Here is a 17,271-nt window from a genome sequence, read left to right on the forward strand (position 1 = left end):
GTAGAAGTCTTGGGCTACTCTGACGGCTGGCCGGCGGCACCGAATCCAGCGACCACAGCGCCGGCTGCCGCGCCAAGAGCGCAGATAGCGATCATGTCCAGCACTAGCTGGTCGTAGGGCACAACCGACAGCAGCCAGATCAAAAACCCTGCGAGCAGGAAGAGCAGGATCGACGGAAGAAAGTTCGGCGCCTGCTTAGTGTTCGGATTCCCCATGCCGCCAATGATACCGTGCGACCTCTGCATGCTAAGTGGTTGGTCGGGCACAGCGAGTAACACACTAAGTAGTGTGAGTAAGGAAGGGCTAATAAAGCGCGTATTCTCCACTGTGGTTTGACCGCCACCCAAGGAATTAGCCTCCATGGCATGGCAAGCAAGAACGTGAAGAGCGAATTCCCGGAATCCCCAGGATCTGCCGCAGTGAAGCGCCGCGGGCTTCTCCGATTCGGAACCGTAATAACAGCTTTCACGGGCGCTTCGGCAATATCTGGGATGGCTTCTACGAGTGCCAATGCCGCTCCGGGTGACAAGAACCCGCCCTCAACGTCCTACGTACCAACTGCGGAGAAGGGTGCAGCATCCGGCGTGGCCACTTTGGACGCGGGAGCCAAGATCCCGTCCACGCAAGTCCCCGACCTCTCTTCGACCTACTCCAAAAAGTCCGACGCTCCCTATGTGGACGTGGACTTGCAGAAGCAGAAGTCTGATCCCGATGACACGCAGGCGTGGCAACGGGCCGTAAGTCTTGCTGTTGCTGCCGGAGTAAAGCGTGTCCGTGGCAAGTCTCCGGTGTACAACTGCTCCGCGGCGATCAACTTCGTGGGCGCCAATGGGCTCGTCATAGAGGGCTCAGGGGCCGACGCGACCGTCATCAACGTCTCTGGGCCATCGGCGCCGGTCGAGGCCTTGTTCTACACATCCGGCGCGGCATGCGACGTCACCATCCAAGGCATGACCATCAGGGGTACGACTGTGGACGACGTAACGGCGCCCAGGCGTTCGCGCACGTTCACCGGACCTGGCATGAATTCCGCCGTTGTCGCATACGGTGACTTCAACCCGCACAACATAAGGGCCGGCATCGTCAGGAACATCCGACTCCGCCGCCTACGGATCCAGGGAACTCGCGGGTTGCCTTTCCAATTCGACGGCGTCCGCGGGTATTCCCAAGCGACCGATGTGGAAACGGAACTCACCATGGATGGCGGCTGGGTTTCCTGCGAAACGGTGGTGTGGAATCAACTCCGCTCCTACAAGTCCGCTGACAATGGGTTCTCCATCTCGCGGGACTGCAAGCGAGTCATCGGCGGGTCCATGTACGTCGAGATGGCCGCATACTACGGCTTGTGGATCTCGGGTTTCATCGTCAATAAAGATGACACCGATCTAGGGCCAACCAACTTCGTTGTGGACACCATCAACGTCAAAAATGTCGGCATGGGGGGCCTCAAACTCGACGAAGCTCCCAGTAACGGCCGCGTCAACAACGTCATCGTCGACGGCGTTTCCCGCGGCCCAGTGGATTCCCCATCAACAGCGGGCGGAATAGGCGTCCTGATCGGAGGATACCCGTCGACCAACAGGTCCGCCCCGACCTGCTTCGCGTCCCAGATCAGTATCGACTCGCTGCTGCTAATGAACTGTCAGCGCGGCGGAGTGCTGATGACGGGCGCCACGGATATCCACCTCGGCAACGTACACATCATCAACGCCGGCAGCCAGTTCAAGGAAGACGGTGCCACGGCGATCTCCGCCAACGACAACACTCAGAACTTCGGGGTATCCGTCGACTCATCGAACGCATCAACGGTGACACGCCCCTTCGTCAGAAATCTGCGCGTGGTGGACAACCGTCCTACTCCGTATACGAACTTCCCGATTTATCTAACTGGTGCCATCAGCCCCAGCTACTCCAACGTCTCAGCCCACGGATGTCGGCAGACCTACTTCTCCGACAACATCATGGAGACACTCAACGGAGCGAAGGTCTTCCAGCTGCAGGTAAAGGACGTCGGCGGGGCAACGGCCGGCAGCAACGCCGCGACGGGAACCGTGGCCGGCTACGACATCAACGGCGCCCCAGGGTCCACGCGGCGGCACAAGATCCTGTCGGCCGGCTCTGACCGCTGGCAATATGGAGGAAGTGGCGACCCGGAAAACGGCGCCAATGCCGGGACTAACTTTCGGATAAACGCCTACGACGACGCAGGTATCTTCGCGAAGACCATGCTCGATATGAGTAGGGACGGCAAAATCGGATTCAACGGCGTGGCACCCATAGCGCCGGCAGCGCTCCCGGGTCCGGCAACCGACGCAGCCACCACGCAAGCTCTCGTCAACGCGCTCCGGGCCGCACTGATCAATCTTGGTTTGGCCAAATGAAGAATCTCACGCAAACCGGTTTTCATCGAGCTTCGCTTCGTCGTTGCCGACGATCTTCATTTGGCCACCGGGTCCGAAAACGTTCCCCGTAGCCGTCACTTTTCCGTTCCCGTAGGCAATCATCCCACCCTGCCCGATGGGCGGGAAATCTTCGGGTAGGCCGGATCTGGTTTCAGAGGCTTCGGTTGGAGATCCGCCGCCCCTATTCTGACGAATCTTACGGATAGTCAATTCGGTCAAGCCCCCTAAAATCATCGCAGCCACTGCCCAGATGGCGGGCACAAGCCAACTCTGCTGGTCGAAGTATCGACCAGCCGCGGCGCCAACAAGGGCGCTCATAATCTGCAACAGTACGGCCCTTAGCATCTGCCAAGAGTAACCCGGCCGCAGGCACTTCTGGTTACCGGGGGCAGGGAACCCGCGACGGCCAATAAGGCCGGTTAAGTTCCCCAGCTTCCGTCGGCCATTACATATCGGCCAGCACAGACGTCGGATTCTCGATCCCGTCCGCTACAAACCTGAGGAACCCTGCCGCGGCACCGCCGTCGCACACGCGGTGATCGAAGGTGAGCGTCAGTTCGGTGACTTTGCGGACGGCGAGCTCCCCGTCCACCACCCATGGCTTGTCGAGGATGCGTCCCACCCCGAGGATGGCCACCTCGGGGTGGTTGATGATCGCTGCGGAGCCGTCCACTCCGAAGACGCCGTAGTTGTTCAGCGTGAAGGTGCCGCTGCCCAGTTGCTCCGGCGTCGCCTTGCCCTCGCGTACGACGGCGGTGAGCCGGCGGATCTCCGCGTCCAGTTCCCGGGCACTGAGTTTGTCCGCGTTGCGTATCGAGGGGACCATCAGTCCGCGGTCCGTCTGGGCGGCAAAGCCCAGGTTGATGCCGGCGAACCCAACGATCTCCTGGGAGCCGTCGGCAGCAGATTCTATGCGCGTGTTCAGGTCCGGGAATCGTTTTAACCCAGCAGTGACAAAACGCGCGATGAACGCCAAGAGCCCCGGAGTATCGTGCGGATCGGACTTCTTGAGGCCTGCCCGGAGTTCCACCAGCGCCGTGGCGTCCACGTCCACCCAGACGGTGGCCTCGGGGATCTCCGAGCGACTGCGTGACATGTTGGCGGCAACGGCTTTCCGGACACCCTTGACCGGTGTCCGGGAGGAAATGCCCAGCCCTGTCCGGCTGTCGACAGGCCCTTGGGTTTCGACAGGCTCAACCAACGACCTCGCCTCAACCAGCGGAGTGCTAATTACGGCTTCAACATCCTTGCGCATGATCAGCCCGCTGTCACCGGAGCCGTGCATGCTGCCGAGGTCCACTCCGTGTTCCCGGGCCATGCGCCGGACGAGCGGTGAAATGACCGCTCCCAGTTTCCCGGGGACCCTGGTGCGGAGCAGCAGTAGGTCATCGGCGGCCTTCTGGGCGTCGGGCTCACCCGGGGTTTCGACAGGCTCAACCACCGAAACCCGGGGAGCCCGAGTGCGCCGCGCCTGGCTGTTGCCGCCGGGAGTCCCGTAGCCGATCAGGACGTTTCCGGAGCCGGCCTTCTCCTCTTCACGGTAGGTTTCGGCAGGCGAGGTCTCAACCGGCTCGGCCACCGGACTTTCGTTGGCTGAGCCTGTCGAAACCACAGAGCCTACTGGCGCCACGGAAATCAAAGGCTTGCCCACGTCGAGCGTCTGCCCAGGTTCGCCGTGCAGCACGGTCACCGTGCCGGCATAAGGCGACGGCACTTCCACCATGGACTTGGCCGTCTCCACTTCGGCGATGGGCTGGTCCACGCGGATCTCGTCGCCCACGGACACCAGCCAGTTGACCAGCTCGGCTTCGGTCAGGCCTTCGCCGAGGTCAGGGAGCAGGAATACTTTCGTTTCACTCATGGTCAGTTCTCCCACTGGAGGTCGTCTACGGCGTCGAGGATACGGTCCACACCGGGCAGGTAGTAGTGCTCGAGCTTCGGCGCAGGATAGGGAACGTCAAATCCCGTCACGCGGCGGATGGGGGCGGCGAGGTAGTGGAAACAGCGTTCCTGGACCCGCGCCACGATCTCGGAGGAGACGGACGCGAAGCCGTGCGCTTCGGCGATCACCACGGCCCGGCCGGTCTTGCGGACGGACGCGCACACCGTCTCGTCATCGAAGGGCACGATGGAGCGGACGTCGATGACTTCCAGCGAGCGCCCCTCCTCCGCAGCCGCTGCGGCAGCTGCCAGCGCGGTGGGCACGGACGGTCCGTACGCGATGAGCGTCGCGTCGGTCCCAGACCGGGCCACAGCGGCACGGCCTTCCGAGGACGTCCCGGCTGCCGCGTTGGCGGTGTGCTGCGCCCGGAGATCCTCAAGGTCCACCAGGTCCTTGGACCAGTAGAGCTTCTTGGGCTCCATAAACATAACGGGGTCGTCCGAATCGATCGCCTCCCGCAGCATCCGGTACGAATCGGCAACGGTTGCCGGGGTGAACACCTTCAGGCCCGCGGTGTGGGCGTAGTAGGACTCGGAAGAGTCGCAGTGGTGCTCCACTCCCCCGATCCCGCCGGCATACGGAACCCGGATCACCATGGGCAGTTTCACCGTCCCCCGGGTGCGGTTGTGCATCTTGGCCACATGGCTGACGATCTGCTGGAACGCCGGATACGCGAACGCATCGAACTGCATCTCAACCACCGGCCGCATCCCGTTCATGGCCATCCCCACGGCCATGCCCACAATCCCGGACTCGGCCAGCGGGGTATCGAAGCAGCGCTGCTCCCCGAAGGTCCTGGTGAGGCCGTCGGTGATGCGGAAGACCCCGCCCAGAAGGCCCACGTCCTCGCCGAAGACAAGAACGGACGGATCGGCGTGCACGGCATCGGCCAAAGCCGTGTTGAGGGCCTTGGCCATGGTGACGGCCTGCGGCCCGCTGGCCTCGACGGTCGCCGCGGCGGACGCCGCAGCCCGGGCAGTTGCAGCGCTGACATTGCCGTTCGCCTCGGACGATGTAGTGATGGTCGGACTCACTTGGCAGTCTCCTCAGATGACGCTTCACGGGCAAGTTCGTCGGCCAGCATGGCGGACTGTTCCTTCAGCTGTGGTGTGGGCACGGAGAAGACGTGCCGGAAGAGTTCCTGGGGATCCACCGGAACGTCCTCGCCCAGGCCGTCACGGAGCTGAGTGGCAACTGCTTCCGCCTTTTCCGCGATCCGCGCGGCGCCGTCGTCGTCCAGCAGTCCACGGCCGGTGAGGTACGTTTTCATCCGGCTGATGGGATCCTTGGCCAGCCACTCGGCCACCTCGCTGTCCTGGCGGTAGCGGGTGGCGTCGTCGGCGTTGGTGTGTGCCTGCATCCGGTACGTGTGTGCCTCCACCAGGAGCGGCCCGGAACCCTCCCGTGCGAGCTTCACCGCCCGGTCAAGCACGGCGAGGAGGGCCACCACGTCGTTGCCGTCCACGCGCTCGCCGGCCATGCCGTAGCCCACTGCCTTGTGGGCGAGCGACGGCGCCACGGACTGGTGCGCCAGTGGAACCGAGATGGCGTACTTGTTGTTCTGGACGAAGAAGACCACGGGCAGGTGGAAGACGGCGGCGAAGTTCAGGGCCTCGTGGAAGTCGCCTTCGCTGGTGGCGCCGTCCCCGCACATCGCCAGGACTACGGTGTCTTCCCCGCGGAGCTTGGCCGCGTGCGCGACACCCACGCCGTGCAGCAGCTGGGTGGTGAGCGGCGTGCACTGGATGCCCACCTTGTGGCGGGCCGGGTCGTAGCCGCTGTGCCAGTCACCGCGGAAGATGGTCATGGTTTCCACGGGATCGACTCCCCGGGCCATGACCGCCACGGCGTCCCGGTAGGTGGGGAACAGCCAGTCGCCGTCGGAGAGGCAGAGCGCGGCTGCCACCTGGCAGGCTTCCTGGCCATGGCTGGATGGGTACACGGCCATGCGCCCCTGGCGGACGAGTGCCGAGTTCTGGTCGTTCACGCGGCGGCCCACGACGAGCTGCTCGTAGGCAGCCATCAATTCGTCGTCGGAGGGCAACGGGTACTCGTGGCCGGGTTCGGTGCCCTGCTCGCTTTCGGCTTTGAGCCGTCCGTCCGCGTCCACCATCTGGATCTGGTGACGGGCGGGCAGCATGTAGTCCTCCACCGTGATGCCGAACTTCCGTACCGCTTCGGATACGGCATCTTCGGCCGGCAATCGCTGGGCCTGGTCCTGCGCAGGGTGGTCCGCGGAGATCGTCATTGGTCCGTCCTTCTGTAGCCACTAGTCACCCCCAGTATCGCCCCAAGGGAAGTTTCGTATCCAGTAGTTCGCAGAATCATGGAAGGTTCCGCCGGATGGACCTAGTCTGGAAGACGAATTGAAATGTGATCTGGACAACGGACAGGAGTGGTGGACGAATTGGCACGACTTGAGTCAGATTCCGGGGAGGTGGCCCTGGACGACGTGGATCGCAGGATCATCGCCGAGCTCACCCGGGACGGGAGGATGTCCGTGACCCAGGTGGCCGAGAACGTCCATATCTCCCGCGCCCACGCCTATACCCGCATCGCCAGGCTCACCGGTGAGGGTGTGCTGACCAAATTCACTGCCTTGGTGGACCCCATCAAGGCAGGGCTGAAGTCCTCGGCCTACGTGACCCTCAAGGTGAGCCAGCATTCGTGGCGTGAACTGCGCGAGCAGCTCAGTTCCATCCCGGAGGTCCATCACATCGCCCTGGTGGGAGGCGATTTTGATGTGATCCTGCTGGTGCGCGCCATCGACAACACCGACCTGCGGCGGGTGATCTTCGACCAGCTGCAGTCAATGCCGGGCGTCCTGGACACCCAGACGTTCCTGGTGTTCGAGGATGTTGATACGCGGTAGGTTCCCGGAGAACCCTCAGCAGCCTAGTTCGTGCGTCCGGCCAGCTCCAGCTTGCGGGAGGGCTCCTGGGCAGGCACCGGAACAGGACGGACGACGGCGGGCTCCAGCTTTCTGGAGGCCCAGCGGCGGATGGGTGTTTCCACAAACCGGAATGACAGGTAAGCCATCACCACGGTCAGGATTGCCGTCAGCGGCACCCGCACGGCCAGTGACGGAACGAGGGGAATCAGCAGGATAAAGACCGGCAAGTGCCACAGGTACATGCCATAGGACAGGTCCCGGCCCGGGCCGGAAAGCCAGCGGTGGGCAAGCATCTTTGAGATCAAGCCGTCAGGCTGAAGGACAAGCCACCCAACGACGAGCCCGGACAGTACCGCCAAGGCGGTCGGGCCCACGGTCCAGAAGACATCAAACCAGGCACCGGGCGTGGTCGGCTCTTTGAACATGAACACGGCGAGCACCAAGGCGAGCCCCGCGAACGGACCAACCCGGCGCACACCGGTCTGGAGGGACACGTGGAGCCCCGAGCCCGGGCTGATGGACGTCAACACGAGGGCCATGGCGCAGCCCAGCAGCAACTCGTCAGCCCTAGTATCCGGCCCGTTGTAAATCCGGGCCAGCGATGCCCCGCCGGAGACCAGAACGAACCGCGAAACCAGGAACCCAGCCGCCAGAACGGCCGTGACCCAGGCGACGGTGCGCACCTTCCAGAACCGCAGCATCACCAGCAGGAGCACTGGCCAGATCAGGTAGAACTGCTCCTCGACGGCCAGGGTCCAGGTTGGACTCAGCGCGCCGCCGCCCGTCGAGGAACCGAAGGCCCCGAAGTTGGACAGGTTCATCACGTAGCCAGCCGCCGGAAGGGCATCGGCTTCCTGACCGCCCCACCCCGACGCCGGAAAGACCAGCCCGACCACGACCACGACAGCGCACAGAACCAGCAGCGCGGGCCAGAGCCGTGCGAGCCGCTTGGCGTAGAACACTCCAAGACGGAGCCGGCCCGTGGTGCGGTACTCCTTCATGATCAGCAGGGTGATGACAAACCCGCTGAGTGTGAAGAACACGTCCACGCCAATGGATCCACCGGGGGCGAACCCGGTGACGGTGTGGAACAGAAAAACGCCAGCTACCGCCACTGTGCGCAGGCCATCGAGCGCATGCTGCCGCCCGGACACCAGCCCGGGTTCGGGCGCGGCCGGGCGTTCGCTCATGTTCAGGATTCCGCTACTTGACCAAAAATTCACTCATCAAGCATATATAACGTTTCCATAACTCCGCTGAGTGAAGGCTGGACGCCAGCTGGGTACCGCGGGCCAAGGCCACGAACTCGGCCCCTCACGGCACACATGCCGTGGCGCTTTCCGTCGAGGTCCGGCCGTTGCCATTGCTTCCGCACGGATGTGCGTTTCGGCCCAGCACTGAGGGGTGGCGGTCCGCCGCATTCTCGTCCTGCTCGTCCGAGTTGTCCGGCGGCCGGATGACATCGTCGCAGTTGGAGACAGGCCCATGTCCTGGGTGACCCTGGTTGGGCCCCCGTTAGCAGTCCAGCTGCTCCGGGCCCCTCTTGGTGGACCGGCTTTATGTGAGAGGTGCATAGTGACTTCAAGGAGGTCATGATATGCCTTTTGAATATCCTGCATCCGTCCGGCGAGGGCTCAGCGACCGTATGCGCCAGGGTGAAGCTGTCCTTGCCGTTCATGCGGAATCCGGGATCTGCTTGGGCACTCTGTACCGGTGGAAGCACCAGGCTCTGGTCGATGCGGGCCTTACCGCGGGGACGCCGAGTACTCTTGCCCCGGACCTTCAATCTGCTGCGAAAAGGATCCGCCAGCTCGAGGACGAACTGGCAATCGTGAAGGCCGCCAGCGCCCTCTACGACGAGCAAGTGGTGGTGCCCCCAAAAGAAAATTCGCGATCGTCGACGGGCTCGTCGCGCTGGGCTTCTCAGCCAGACGTGCCTGCCGCACCATCGCCCTGAACCGCTCGACCTACATCAAGCACCTTCGCTGTGAGCTCTCGATCCGAGCGATCAGACGACGCATCGTGGCCGACTATGTCGTGATGATTCACGGCCAGTCCGGCGGGACCTACGGTTGGCGCCGGATCCGTGCCGAGCTGCTGGACGAGTACGAAATGATCGTCAACCGCAAGCTCATCAAGGCCGTGATGCGGGAGGAGAAAATTGCCGGGGTTCCGCGCATCAAGGTCTTCCGCAACCCGCTGGCAGACAAACGCGTGGACGCAGATCTGGTCAACAGGGTCTTCACCACCGATGGCCCCAACAGGCTGTGGTTAACCGACGTCACCGAGCATCCGACCCGGGAGGGAAAGGTCTATTGCTGCGTGGTGCTCGATTGCTTCGCCCGGACCGCGGTCGGCCGTTCCTTCTCCACGATCAACGACACTGCCCTGGTGAGCAGGGCTGTCAGCCAAGCCCACCACACCCGCGAACGGGACGGTGAGACGGTCATGCATTCGGATCACGGCACAAATTTCACGTCCTGGGGATTCAGCGAAAACCTTCGCAACTGGGAGCTCACCGCCCCGCTGGGAAGCGTGCGTGACTGCTACGACAACGCGGCCATGGAAACTTTCTGGGGGCGCATGCAAACCGAGCTGCTGGACCGGAAACGGACCTGGCAGACGGTCATAGAACTGGTCACCGCCATGAACGGCTGGCTCGACTTCTACAACGGCAAACGCCGCCACAGTTACACCGGCTATATGAGCCCGGATGCCTACGAAGTACTCTGGAACGACATCAACAATCCGCTCCTTTTCACATAAGACCGGCGGAACAAGCGGGACCCCTATCAAGCGTCTATGCGATAGCTAATTGGTTTTCTTGCGTCCAGTTTTCCCAGCAGAACGACGTTGAGACGGAGATGCCTCGTACCAATCCTAAGTAGATAACGTCCCACCGAATGGCGGCCGGGTGCTCAGCACTGCACGCATCGGCTAGGCGCCTAAAGGATCCGAGGCGCGGCCAAGACAGGACTCATACCAAGAGACGTATGTATCAGTCGAACGCTCCCAGGTCATGGACGCGACACGGTCTAATGCACTGGTGACTCTTTCCCGGACTTGGCTCTCGGATTCGGGATCCATAAGGAGTGAAAGAAGCCCAGTCTCATCCTCCAATGAAACATAACGAGCTGAGTCCCCGCAAAGCTCCTTATGAGGTCCGATGTCGCTTAGAAGCAATGGAACTCCCAACGACATAGCTTCAATAACAGCCATCGGCCTAGCCTCGAGTTGAGACATTGATATGAACAATGAGGCTTTACTTAGTATTGACAAAGCGTCCGCTCGGCTCTGCTCACCTAAGAAAATTACATCTCGGCCCGAAGCTTGTTCCATAAGTTGAGTTTCGTACGAACCTGCATATGAGCTGCTCCCGCCCCCTAAAATTACTAGAGGACCCCACTCCTCGGCCACCTCTGGCGTATATGCGGAAATTATCGCTTCGATATTCTTCTCAGGCGTCAACCGCGATATAGACACAGTGTATTTTGGGGGCAGATCCACGTCCACTGACCCAGGGAAGTCAACGGAGTCGAAGCCATTCAAAGTCGTCACCACGTCTACTCCTAAGAGAGCCGACAGATCGGCTCCGACGGAGTCTGATACGCACGACACTGATGTGGCGTTCCGAAGGGCCCGGACGGCAATTTTGCGGAACAGCCATCGCGCCAGGGGAGGCCACTTTGTTCGTTCCCAATCCAATCCGTGGGCCGTCACCAACGTCGGAGCATCACCAAAGGCATGTTTCGAGAAAGCCAAGGGAAAGGCTGGGCCCACGCCGTGTATGTTGACGATGTCCGGCTTCAGGCGTCTGACCTCGGCCATGCTGAATAAAATCTGAGACGCCGTGTGCCAATACTTTCCGCTGACGGCTTTGGTTGCGTGCACCTGGAATCGACTCGGATTGAGGGCGTCCACCTGGTCACTGTCAGCCGCTTCGGTATTTCCGACAAAAACATGGACAGCCAGCTGGCGATCGGCGAATCGGCTTGCAATGCTTTCTACAACAATTTCCAACCCTCCATGTTTCGCTGGAAAGTTCCTAGACCCGACAAGTGCCACTCTTAGATTCTTCAACTGATTATCCCCCCCAGGGAATCGGCATAAATTTGATTTAGTGCTTCGAGGTGCGATTCCCAGGAAGTCTCCTGCCTGAAATGCTCCGGGTTTCCTCCAGATTCGGGCAGTGAGTCGATAGCGCGCGCCAACTCCGCCTGTCCCAGATCATCAACAACTACGACTCTGGCGCCCATTGTGACAAATTCAGGCAATCCCCCTCTGGCCGTGACTATCAGAGGAGCCCCAATAGCCGCAGCTTCAAGGGCTGACAGGGGCGCATTCTCTGGCCATGTACTCGATACAACCTGAGCCTTGCATTCTTTCCTTAGAAGAGCCAGCGATTCTTGGCCTATATGACCCAGAAATTCAACCTTGGCTCCTCTAGCGTTGGCCAAATCTTCCAACGACTCCCGGAGAGGACCGTCGCCGGCAATCTTCAAGGGAATATCGATGGAAGCTGCGGCGCTTAGCAGCTGTTCAACACCCTTTTCCCTAGACAAACGCCCAACATACAGCAGGAAATCTCCCGATCCCGTCCACCTGTGGCCTCCGTCCTCCACTGGATTGCGGAGTAACTGCACCTTTGAGAGCTCCCCCAGCCAGCTGGATTTCATCGCATCCGTCATGAACTGAGATGGACCGATTATCGTATCAGGCACAAATTTGCCGCTTCGAACCAAGAGTGCTTCGATCCCGACAACGGCGGACCACGGCGTGCTGTCATGATGGCACCGGTCGCGAATTAGCTTCATGGAAAGCGTCGAGGAGCAGGCAAAGCAGTCAGCGTTATCAACATTGGCGACGTACGCCGGACAGATTAGCTTGTAGTCGTGGGCAGTATAAATACACGGAATACGATGCCGCTTGATCACGGAGAGAATCGAGGAACTGAGCTGGTGAGCATAGTTATGAAGATGAACTACGTCCGGTTCAAACTCGTTTATGGCATGTTCAACTACCAGTGCGGCCGGCTTTGACCAAAGCACGTCTTTGGCCGCCGTAATTTTGGCCAACCCGGTTAGCGAATGGTAGTCCGGCACCTTGAGACTGAAGGTCATAACATCGGGGTGGAGGCCCGCCCGCTCAGCCTCGGATCCAAGTACGGCGACGGCATGACCACTGTCGAACTGCCGCGAGGCCGTTCGCAACATGTAGTTTTCGGCCCCGCCCTTGGGGTAGGCGAATTTGTTGATATGTAAGATACGCAACTAGGAACCCATCACCGATAGCTTAGTAAGCAAGGCCTGCTCCGCACCCTGTATGGAGATTTCCTCCGTTGAGACACTCTCCAGCACATAGGCAACGGATTCATCAGCCAAGACCTCCAAAGTAGCCATTTCTAGGACTCCTCTGTGCTTGGGTTCGTAGCCGACAACCTTTGTTGGTGTTCCAACAGCGAGTCCTGCAAGGGCGGCATGGAGTCGCTCGCAGACCGCAAACCGGGCCTCTGACATTGTCGCCAGTACTTCGTGATAACTTCTGAGATTCAAGACTTCAACTTGTACTGCCGGGTTGAGATCGGAAATAAGTTCCTTGATTCGAATGCATTCGGTATCATCACGACCGTCTTGCAGTCTCTCGTCCCAATAGTGCATTGCTATCAAACCAACCCTAGCTCCAGGAACCAATTCACTGACGTGCTGCTCAACATGAGGCCAGATCTTCGGAACGCCGTCGGCGGTGTCAGAGTAGAAGTCACTGCCCAGCGGTGCCAAGACTAGAGCGTACTTGTCCCCAGATTCGAAAGACTCAGCAGCATTCAACCAAGCCAAATCCGGCACTTCCTCGGTATCAAGCCCAAATGATTTGAGGATGCTGTGTGTAGTAGATTCCCTACTTCGCCATGTGACTCCTGCTCCGAAGTTTTTCAAAACGAGCCGCAAGATTCGGCCACGTGCCGAACTAATAGAGACAGGCATCGTCTCGACTTGGGCCCCGACCGCGAGGGCTACACGGAAAAGTGCGAGGGTCATGATCGACTCGCGTTGGTACTTGTCACCGATATAGCCACCACCCACACCGACAACAACGTCAGCGCGAGCAACCTCTTCCAACCACGGCAGCCTTAGAGAATTGGCAGCCCAAACCAGCACGTGTTCCCTCATGGCCGGCTGAACGGGAAGAATTGACATAAACAGACCCAACAACATACCTAGGGCGTCACGACCCGCCATCGAGATCCGGGCGCCCCGTGAAAGTGCCCGCCATCGAACACGGCTCAGCGGTTTGAACACAAACGAATTTGCCGCGAACATAGGGTCCAACTGAAAACCTGCTCTGTCTGTGCACAGAACCACAGGTTCAACCCCGAAACGGCTGCGTACCGAGGCTATCGACAGTCTTACAAGTTCGCCGTCCCCAATATTGGTCGGACTATAAGCATCGGATATGACAACTCTCATTTGCTAACCCTCCAGTCCGCCAGGCCGGCAGCAACTTTCAATAGAAACCAAGCATTGGATACTTTTCGTGTTTTGATCGCAAATCTTCCAGCCCTGGAAACCACTCCCAATGGCAACAAGACACGATGTCCAATGTGTCCATACTCGTTTACAAAATTGATCTTTGTTCGAAGTTGGCTTGCAGCCACACTCAGCGGATAACGCATCGATGTGGAAGCTCCCGTATGGCTCGCACCAACCGACAGGACGGTCACCTCAACTGGACCATGCAGCCGTGAAAATCTGATCACCCAATCGGACTGTTCAAGCCAAAAGAACTCAGCACGCAACGGGACAGCGCGCAGGTGCATGATAGGGATGGCGAGAACGGATCCCGAGGGTGCATATGGGGGGCAGACGATTGATCCCGAATTGACGGTGACTCCCCTCCTGGAAGTCCGATCAGCTGAACGTTCCCCAAGAAGTAGGGCTCGAAGTTGCTCGGAGGCGTTTGTCGCGCGGCGTATATTCTCCAATTCACCCGAGGGATTCAATACCCTTGGAACGGCTATGCCATGAGAGGGCGATAGGAGTTCACTGACAGCCAGTGACTCGAGACAAGCGTCCGGATTGATGAGGAGGATTCTGCCATTGATATCGGGATAAGTTTCCAAAACATGATTTACGACGCCTGAGTAACCCCTACGAGAGGGAGTCTCTAGAAGAACCGCTCCCTCTATGCCCACAGGTGGATTACCACTACAGTCGTCCGCGATAACTACGAGCGTATCTGCGTGAGTCTTCACATATTCAAGAGCACCGCTCAACGCCTCGCCGACTTGCAGTGATGTATGACCGAAAGATATACATAATATGATATTCCGAAATTTAATTCCCATTGAAGGCTCTCTCTACACAAGAATGAAACATAAACTTATCTCGAACCAGGGCAATAGTCTTCAAATTTTGTTCTTGAAGTCGGAGATTCGAAAGCAATCCGATATCTTCTAAAGACCCTTCGACCAAGTCCTCGTCCCAACCCAGACGGTAACGAAGTAGATCGTCTGCGTGGACTACGACCTGCGGAATTCCAGCAGCAGCATAATCGAAAAATTGAGGATTCAAACCCCGAGAAAACTGACGATGGTGAATGTTAATCACAAGTTCACGATTCTCCCGAATGGCTTCGAGCGTCTCTTTCCTCGAACTGGACGGACGAGACTTGACACCTGGGAGGACTGGCCAGGAATCGCCCTGCAGAGTCACCGCACTATTCCGCAGGAGCTGCTGCGCGACTCTCACACGCTCTGGATAGGGGGACCCAACCAAAACAACCGACTGCGGAACATATGGGTCTGCAGAAATCAGATTTGGATCAATCATGGTTGAGCCCCAGGGCATCACCAAGCTCTTAATATCGGGATGTGGAACATTCCGCAGCCAACTCTCATCAGCTGCCAAAATTGCGTCAAACTCACCCCAGCAATCATCGCGGATCGATCTGACACCGATCGGATCATCTCCCAGTACGGCATAGAGTTTTTCGCACCTAGACTGCAGATAACTAAGCATACGGAAATTCAGGCGGTGTGGAGACATGGCAAATATGGCGTCATATTTCGCGGTCTGATCAAGCCCAAGCGCCTTCAGCCTACGAGACGCTATCACTGGCGAGAGAAAGGTGTCCATTAGGAGACGATCAGATCGATTTCCAATGTCCCATAGATTGATGGAATCTGCGGGGAAGCCGAAATGCGAAACGGCCCGCGCCATATCATCCGGCCCTAGTCCCCACCAAGAAAGACCAACAAATGCAAACCTAGGCATTCTAATCTCCCAAATAAATTTTCATAATAAGTATTTCTAAACACAAATTCAACGCTAAAGTATCCACATAGCCAGAAGGAACATCACTGCCCCGGCCGACAGAGGAATCCACACGATTCTCGACGATTTAAGACTGCGAGCATTCGCCCAATAAAGCAAGTAGAAGACCGCGGCGCTGAGGAGCTCAACTAGGCCGATCGCAAGAATTGCCCCCGCAATATCCCATTGACTGATTAGGAACCACTTAAGGACAACACTTCCGGCACAAGTAATAACACTGCCGATCAATAGTCGATGAGTCCGGCGATCAGAGTAGATCATTGATGTTGTAGGAAGGTGGCTAAAAAATAACGGCAGAGCAACAAGCGCCATTCCAAATGAATCGTAGCCCGTGCCCGACAGTAACTCGATTCCGTTGAATGAGCAGATCCACAGAGAAACGAATCCCAATATCGCAATCAGTAAGACGATAAACTGGGTTCTCAAAGCCAGGACCAGCAAACGTCTCGCCTTCGTTCGAATGCGAAGTGACGAGATATTACGGGCTTCATCCTGAGCTATCGAACCGCGAATCAGAGCGAGGGCATCAAAAACTCTCGTGACAATTCCGTAAAGTGCTACTGACTCCAACGATGAACCTATGGAGGCAAGAATAACGAGATCTACTCTTGCGTAAATTATCGCAAGTAGTAGGCTCCAAGAAATACCATTAGCTTCCTTGACGAGTCCTGCAATGTTGACTCGCTGTACAACTAATCGACCACGTGTCAATAGGAAACCAAGAGCAAGCAAGTTACCCAAGGACGACAAACCAATCATGGCAGCACTGCCAACGTATGATCCGAAGACTATGCCGCCGGCCGTAATGAAGCCATTAAGAACAAGGGCTCCAAAGAGCGATTTGTCGCCGACCTTCGCACCAATCCAAATGGCTTCGAGGTCCGCATATAGCATCCTGCTAATGACAAATACGCCGGCGGCCAAGAAAACAGGTAAATTACCAACAATAAGACCGGCAATGACTGCAACGAGCAAAACCAGTGCTCCGAGGGCGACCCTGAAGCTCAGAATTCCGAAGGGAATACCTACACGTATACCCCCGGAAGCCATCTGTCTTGCCATAATTCGATCCAGGCCGAGACCAGCAAGTGTAGCGGCTGCTGACGCAAACCCTATCTGGTAGATATACTCCCCTACCACAGAAAGGCTTGGGGCCATGGCAGTTGCTGTCACTAGCGCCAGGCCTGATGCCCCTGCGTAAAAAAGTCGCCCGACCGGGAGGTAGGACCGCGATACTACTTTCCTAAGGCTAAGGGCGCTTACCGATTTCACGTCTGGCTTTGGATTCACCGGCTGCGAATTCCTGCATGGTGTCTCATTCTTGGCCCGCGTTCTTTCACGATGGACTTTCGCTTGTTTAGCATAACTACGACGACGACGATCGCCGTAGCACCCAAGAACTGTGACGAAACCATGTAACTTCCGTAAAACGACAACAAGATACCGAACTCAAACCAGTATTCCAAGTCAGGCACCCATCGGAGAACGAGCGCAAGGATTAGACCTACGAACACTGAAAAGATATATGCGCCAGGCGTCCCAAAATCTCTATTCGCGCCAGCCCAAACTGGAGTCGCAATTGCCCCCACACTTGTCAAATTAAACCCAATCGCCGATGTGAGCCACGGAAGGAGAATCATCAACAGCGTCAGAGAGACCGCTAAGACGACCACAAGGGGCGATGCGAGGAGAGCAAGATTCAAC

At 58.4% G+C, this 17,271-nt stretch carries 14 protein-coding genes; 3 read left to right on the plus strand and 11 right to left on the minus strand.

The genetic code is table 11. The features are described 5' to 3' along the window. Positions 1-14: 14 nt before the first annotated feature. The gene (locus ACZY0Q_RS08075) at positions 15-215 is read right to left on the minus strand and encodes a hypothetical protein (protein ID WP_463915727.1); all 201 of its coding nucleotides are present in this window, start codon (positions 213-215) and stop codon (positions 15-17) included. A 276-nt stretch (positions 216-491) separates the two neighbouring features. Here ACZY0Q_RS08075 and ACZY0Q_RS08080 point away from each other — a divergent pair, with 276 nt between their 5' ends. Further along, positions 492-2,381, plus strand: coding sequence for a hypothetical protein (locus ACZY0Q_RS08080; protein WP_463915729.1), 1,890 nt, complete (start codon positions 492-494; stop codon positions 2,379-2,381). A 6-nt stretch (positions 2,382-2,387) separates the two neighbouring features. Here the strand turns inward: ACZY0Q_RS08080 and ACZY0Q_RS08085 are convergent, their stop codons facing one another. From ACZY0Q_RS08085 to ACZY0Q_RS08100, 4 genes are all read right to left on the minus strand, one after another. Next, positions 2,388-2,720 (minus strand): hypothetical protein, encoded by a 333-nt coding sequence (locus tag ACZY0Q_RS08085; protein ID WP_463915730.1) that lies wholly within the window; start codon positions 2,718-2,720, stop codon positions 2,388-2,390. Between the two features lie 127 nt (positions 2,721-2,847). Next, positions 2,848-4,263, minus strand: coding sequence for a dihydrolipoamide acetyltransferase family protein (locus tag ACZY0Q_RS08090; RefSeq protein ID WP_463915731.1), 1,416 nt, complete (start codon positions 4,261-4,263; stop codon positions 2,848-2,850). A 2-nt stretch (positions 4,264-4,265) separates the two neighbouring features. Beyond that, on the minus strand, positions 4,266-5,378 hold the full coding sequence (locus ACZY0Q_RS08095; protein ID WP_463915732.1) for an alpha-ketoacid dehydrogenase subunit beta: 1,113 nt from the start codon (positions 5,376-5,378) through the stop codon (positions 4,266-4,268). Continuing rightward, positions 5,375-6,592 carry a thiamine pyrophosphate-dependent dehydrogenase E1 component subunit alpha gene (locus tag ACZY0Q_RS08100; RefSeq protein WP_463915733.1) on the minus strand — a complete coding sequence of 406 codons (1,218 nt, stop codon included), beginning with the start codon at positions 6,590-6,592 and terminating at the stop codon, positions 5,375-5,377. Before ACZY0Q_RS08100 ends, ACZY0Q_RS08095 begins: the two co-directional genes overlap by 4 nt. Before the next feature lie 159 nt (positions 6,593-6,751). On the opposite strand from ACZY0Q_RS08100, the gene ACZY0Q_RS08105 reads away from it, so the two are divergent. Then, a complete protein-coding gene (locus ACZY0Q_RS08105) occupies positions 6,752-7,216 on the plus strand; it encodes an Lrp/AsnC family transcriptional regulator (RefSeq protein ID WP_463915734.1) in 465 nt (154 codons plus the stop codon). A gap of 23 nt (positions 7,217-7,239) precedes the next feature. Here the strand turns inward: ACZY0Q_RS08105 and ACZY0Q_RS08110 are convergent, their stop codons facing one another. After that, entirely contained in the window at positions 7,240-8,427 is a 1,188-nt protein-coding gene (locus tag ACZY0Q_RS08110; protein WP_463915735.1) for an acyltransferase family protein, read from the minus strand. A gap of 523 nt (positions 8,428-8,950) precedes the next feature. Here ACZY0Q_RS08110 and ACZY0Q_RS08115 point away from each other — a divergent pair. Beyond that, positions 8,951-10,003 carry an IS3 family transposase gene (locus ACZY0Q_RS08115; RefSeq protein ID WP_463915736.1) on the plus strand — a complete coding sequence of 351 codons (1,053 nt, stop codon included), beginning with the start codon at positions 8,951-8,953 and terminating at the stop codon, positions 10,001-10,003. A gap of 171 nt (positions 10,004-10,174) precedes the next feature. On the opposite strand, the gene ACZY0Q_RS08120 is transcribed toward ACZY0Q_RS08115, so the two are convergent. From ACZY0Q_RS08120 to ACZY0Q_RS08140, 5 genes are all read right to left on the minus strand, one after another. After that, positions 10,175-11,302 carry a glycosyltransferase family 4 protein gene (locus tag ACZY0Q_RS08120; RefSeq protein WP_463915737.1) on the minus strand — a complete coding sequence of 376 codons (1,128 nt, stop codon included), beginning with the start codon at positions 11,300-11,302 and terminating at the stop codon, positions 10,175-10,177. A gap of 11 nt (positions 11,303-11,313) precedes the next feature. Beyond that, positions 11,314-12,507 carry a glycosyltransferase gene (locus ACZY0Q_RS08125; protein ID WP_463915738.1) on the minus strand — a complete coding sequence of 398 codons (1,194 nt, stop codon included), beginning with the start codon at positions 12,505-12,507 and terminating at the stop codon, positions 11,314-11,316. Then, positions 12,508-13,701: a polysaccharide pyruvyl transferase family protein gene (locus ACZY0Q_RS08130; protein ID WP_463915739.1), complete on the minus strand. Its 1,194-nt coding sequence runs from the start codon at positions 13,699-13,701 to the stop codon at positions 12,508-12,510. 867 nt (positions 13,702-14,568) lie between these two features. Then, positions 14,569-15,507, minus strand: coding sequence for a CgeB family protein (locus ACZY0Q_RS08135; RefSeq protein ID WP_463915740.1), 939 nt, complete (start codon positions 15,505-15,507; stop codon positions 14,569-14,571). Between the two features lie 54 nt (positions 15,508-15,561). Further along, a complete protein-coding gene (locus ACZY0Q_RS08140) occupies positions 15,562-16,725 on the minus strand; it encodes a polysaccharide biosynthesis protein (RefSeq protein ID WP_463915741.1) in 1,164 nt (387 codons plus the stop codon). Between the last annotated feature and the right edge of the window lie 546 nt (positions 16,726-17,271).

This window comes from Pseudarthrobacter lactosi (assembly GCF_055412785.1).

What these genes read in the sequence shown, in the direction of transcription:
- ACZY0Q_RS08080 (WP_463915729.1), top strand. Translation starts at nt 492, where the DNA reads ATGGCTTCTACGAGTGCCAATGCCGCTCCGGGTGACAAGAACCCGCCC.
- ACZY0Q_RS08075 (WP_463915727.1), bottom strand. Translation starts at nt 215, where the DNA reads ATGGGGAATCCGAACACTAAGCAGGCGCCGAACTTTCTTCCGTCGATC.
- ACZY0Q_RS08130 (WP_463915739.1), bottom strand. Translation starts at nt 13,701, where the DNA reads ATGAGAGTTGTCATATCCGATGCTTATAGTCCGACCAATATTGGGGAC.
- ACZY0Q_RS08100 (WP_463915733.1), bottom strand. Translation starts at nt 6,592, where the DNA reads ATGACGATCTCCGCGGACCACCCTGCGCAGGACCAGGCCCAGCGATTG.
- ACZY0Q_RS08140 (WP_463915741.1), bottom strand. Translation starts at nt 16,725, where the DNA reads ATGGCCCCAAGCCTTTCTGTGGTAGGGGAGTATATCTACCAGATAGGG.
- ACZY0Q_RS08085 (WP_463915730.1), bottom strand. Translation starts at nt 2,720, where the DNA reads ATGAGCGCCCTTGTTGGCGCCGCGGCTGGTCGATACTTCGACCAGCAG.
- ACZY0Q_RS08110 (WP_463915735.1), bottom strand. Translation starts at nt 8,427, where the DNA reads ATGAGCGAACGCCCGGCCGCGCCCGAACCCGGGCTGGTGTCCGGGCGG.
- ACZY0Q_RS08135 (WP_463915740.1), bottom strand. Translation starts at nt 15,507, where the DNA reads ATGCCTAGGTTTGCATTTGTTGGTCTTTCTTGGTGGGGACTAGGGCCG.
- ACZY0Q_RS08090 (WP_463915731.1), bottom strand. Translation starts at nt 4,263, where the DNA reads ATGAGTGAAACGAAAGTATTCCTGCTCCCTGACCTCGGCGAAGGCCTG.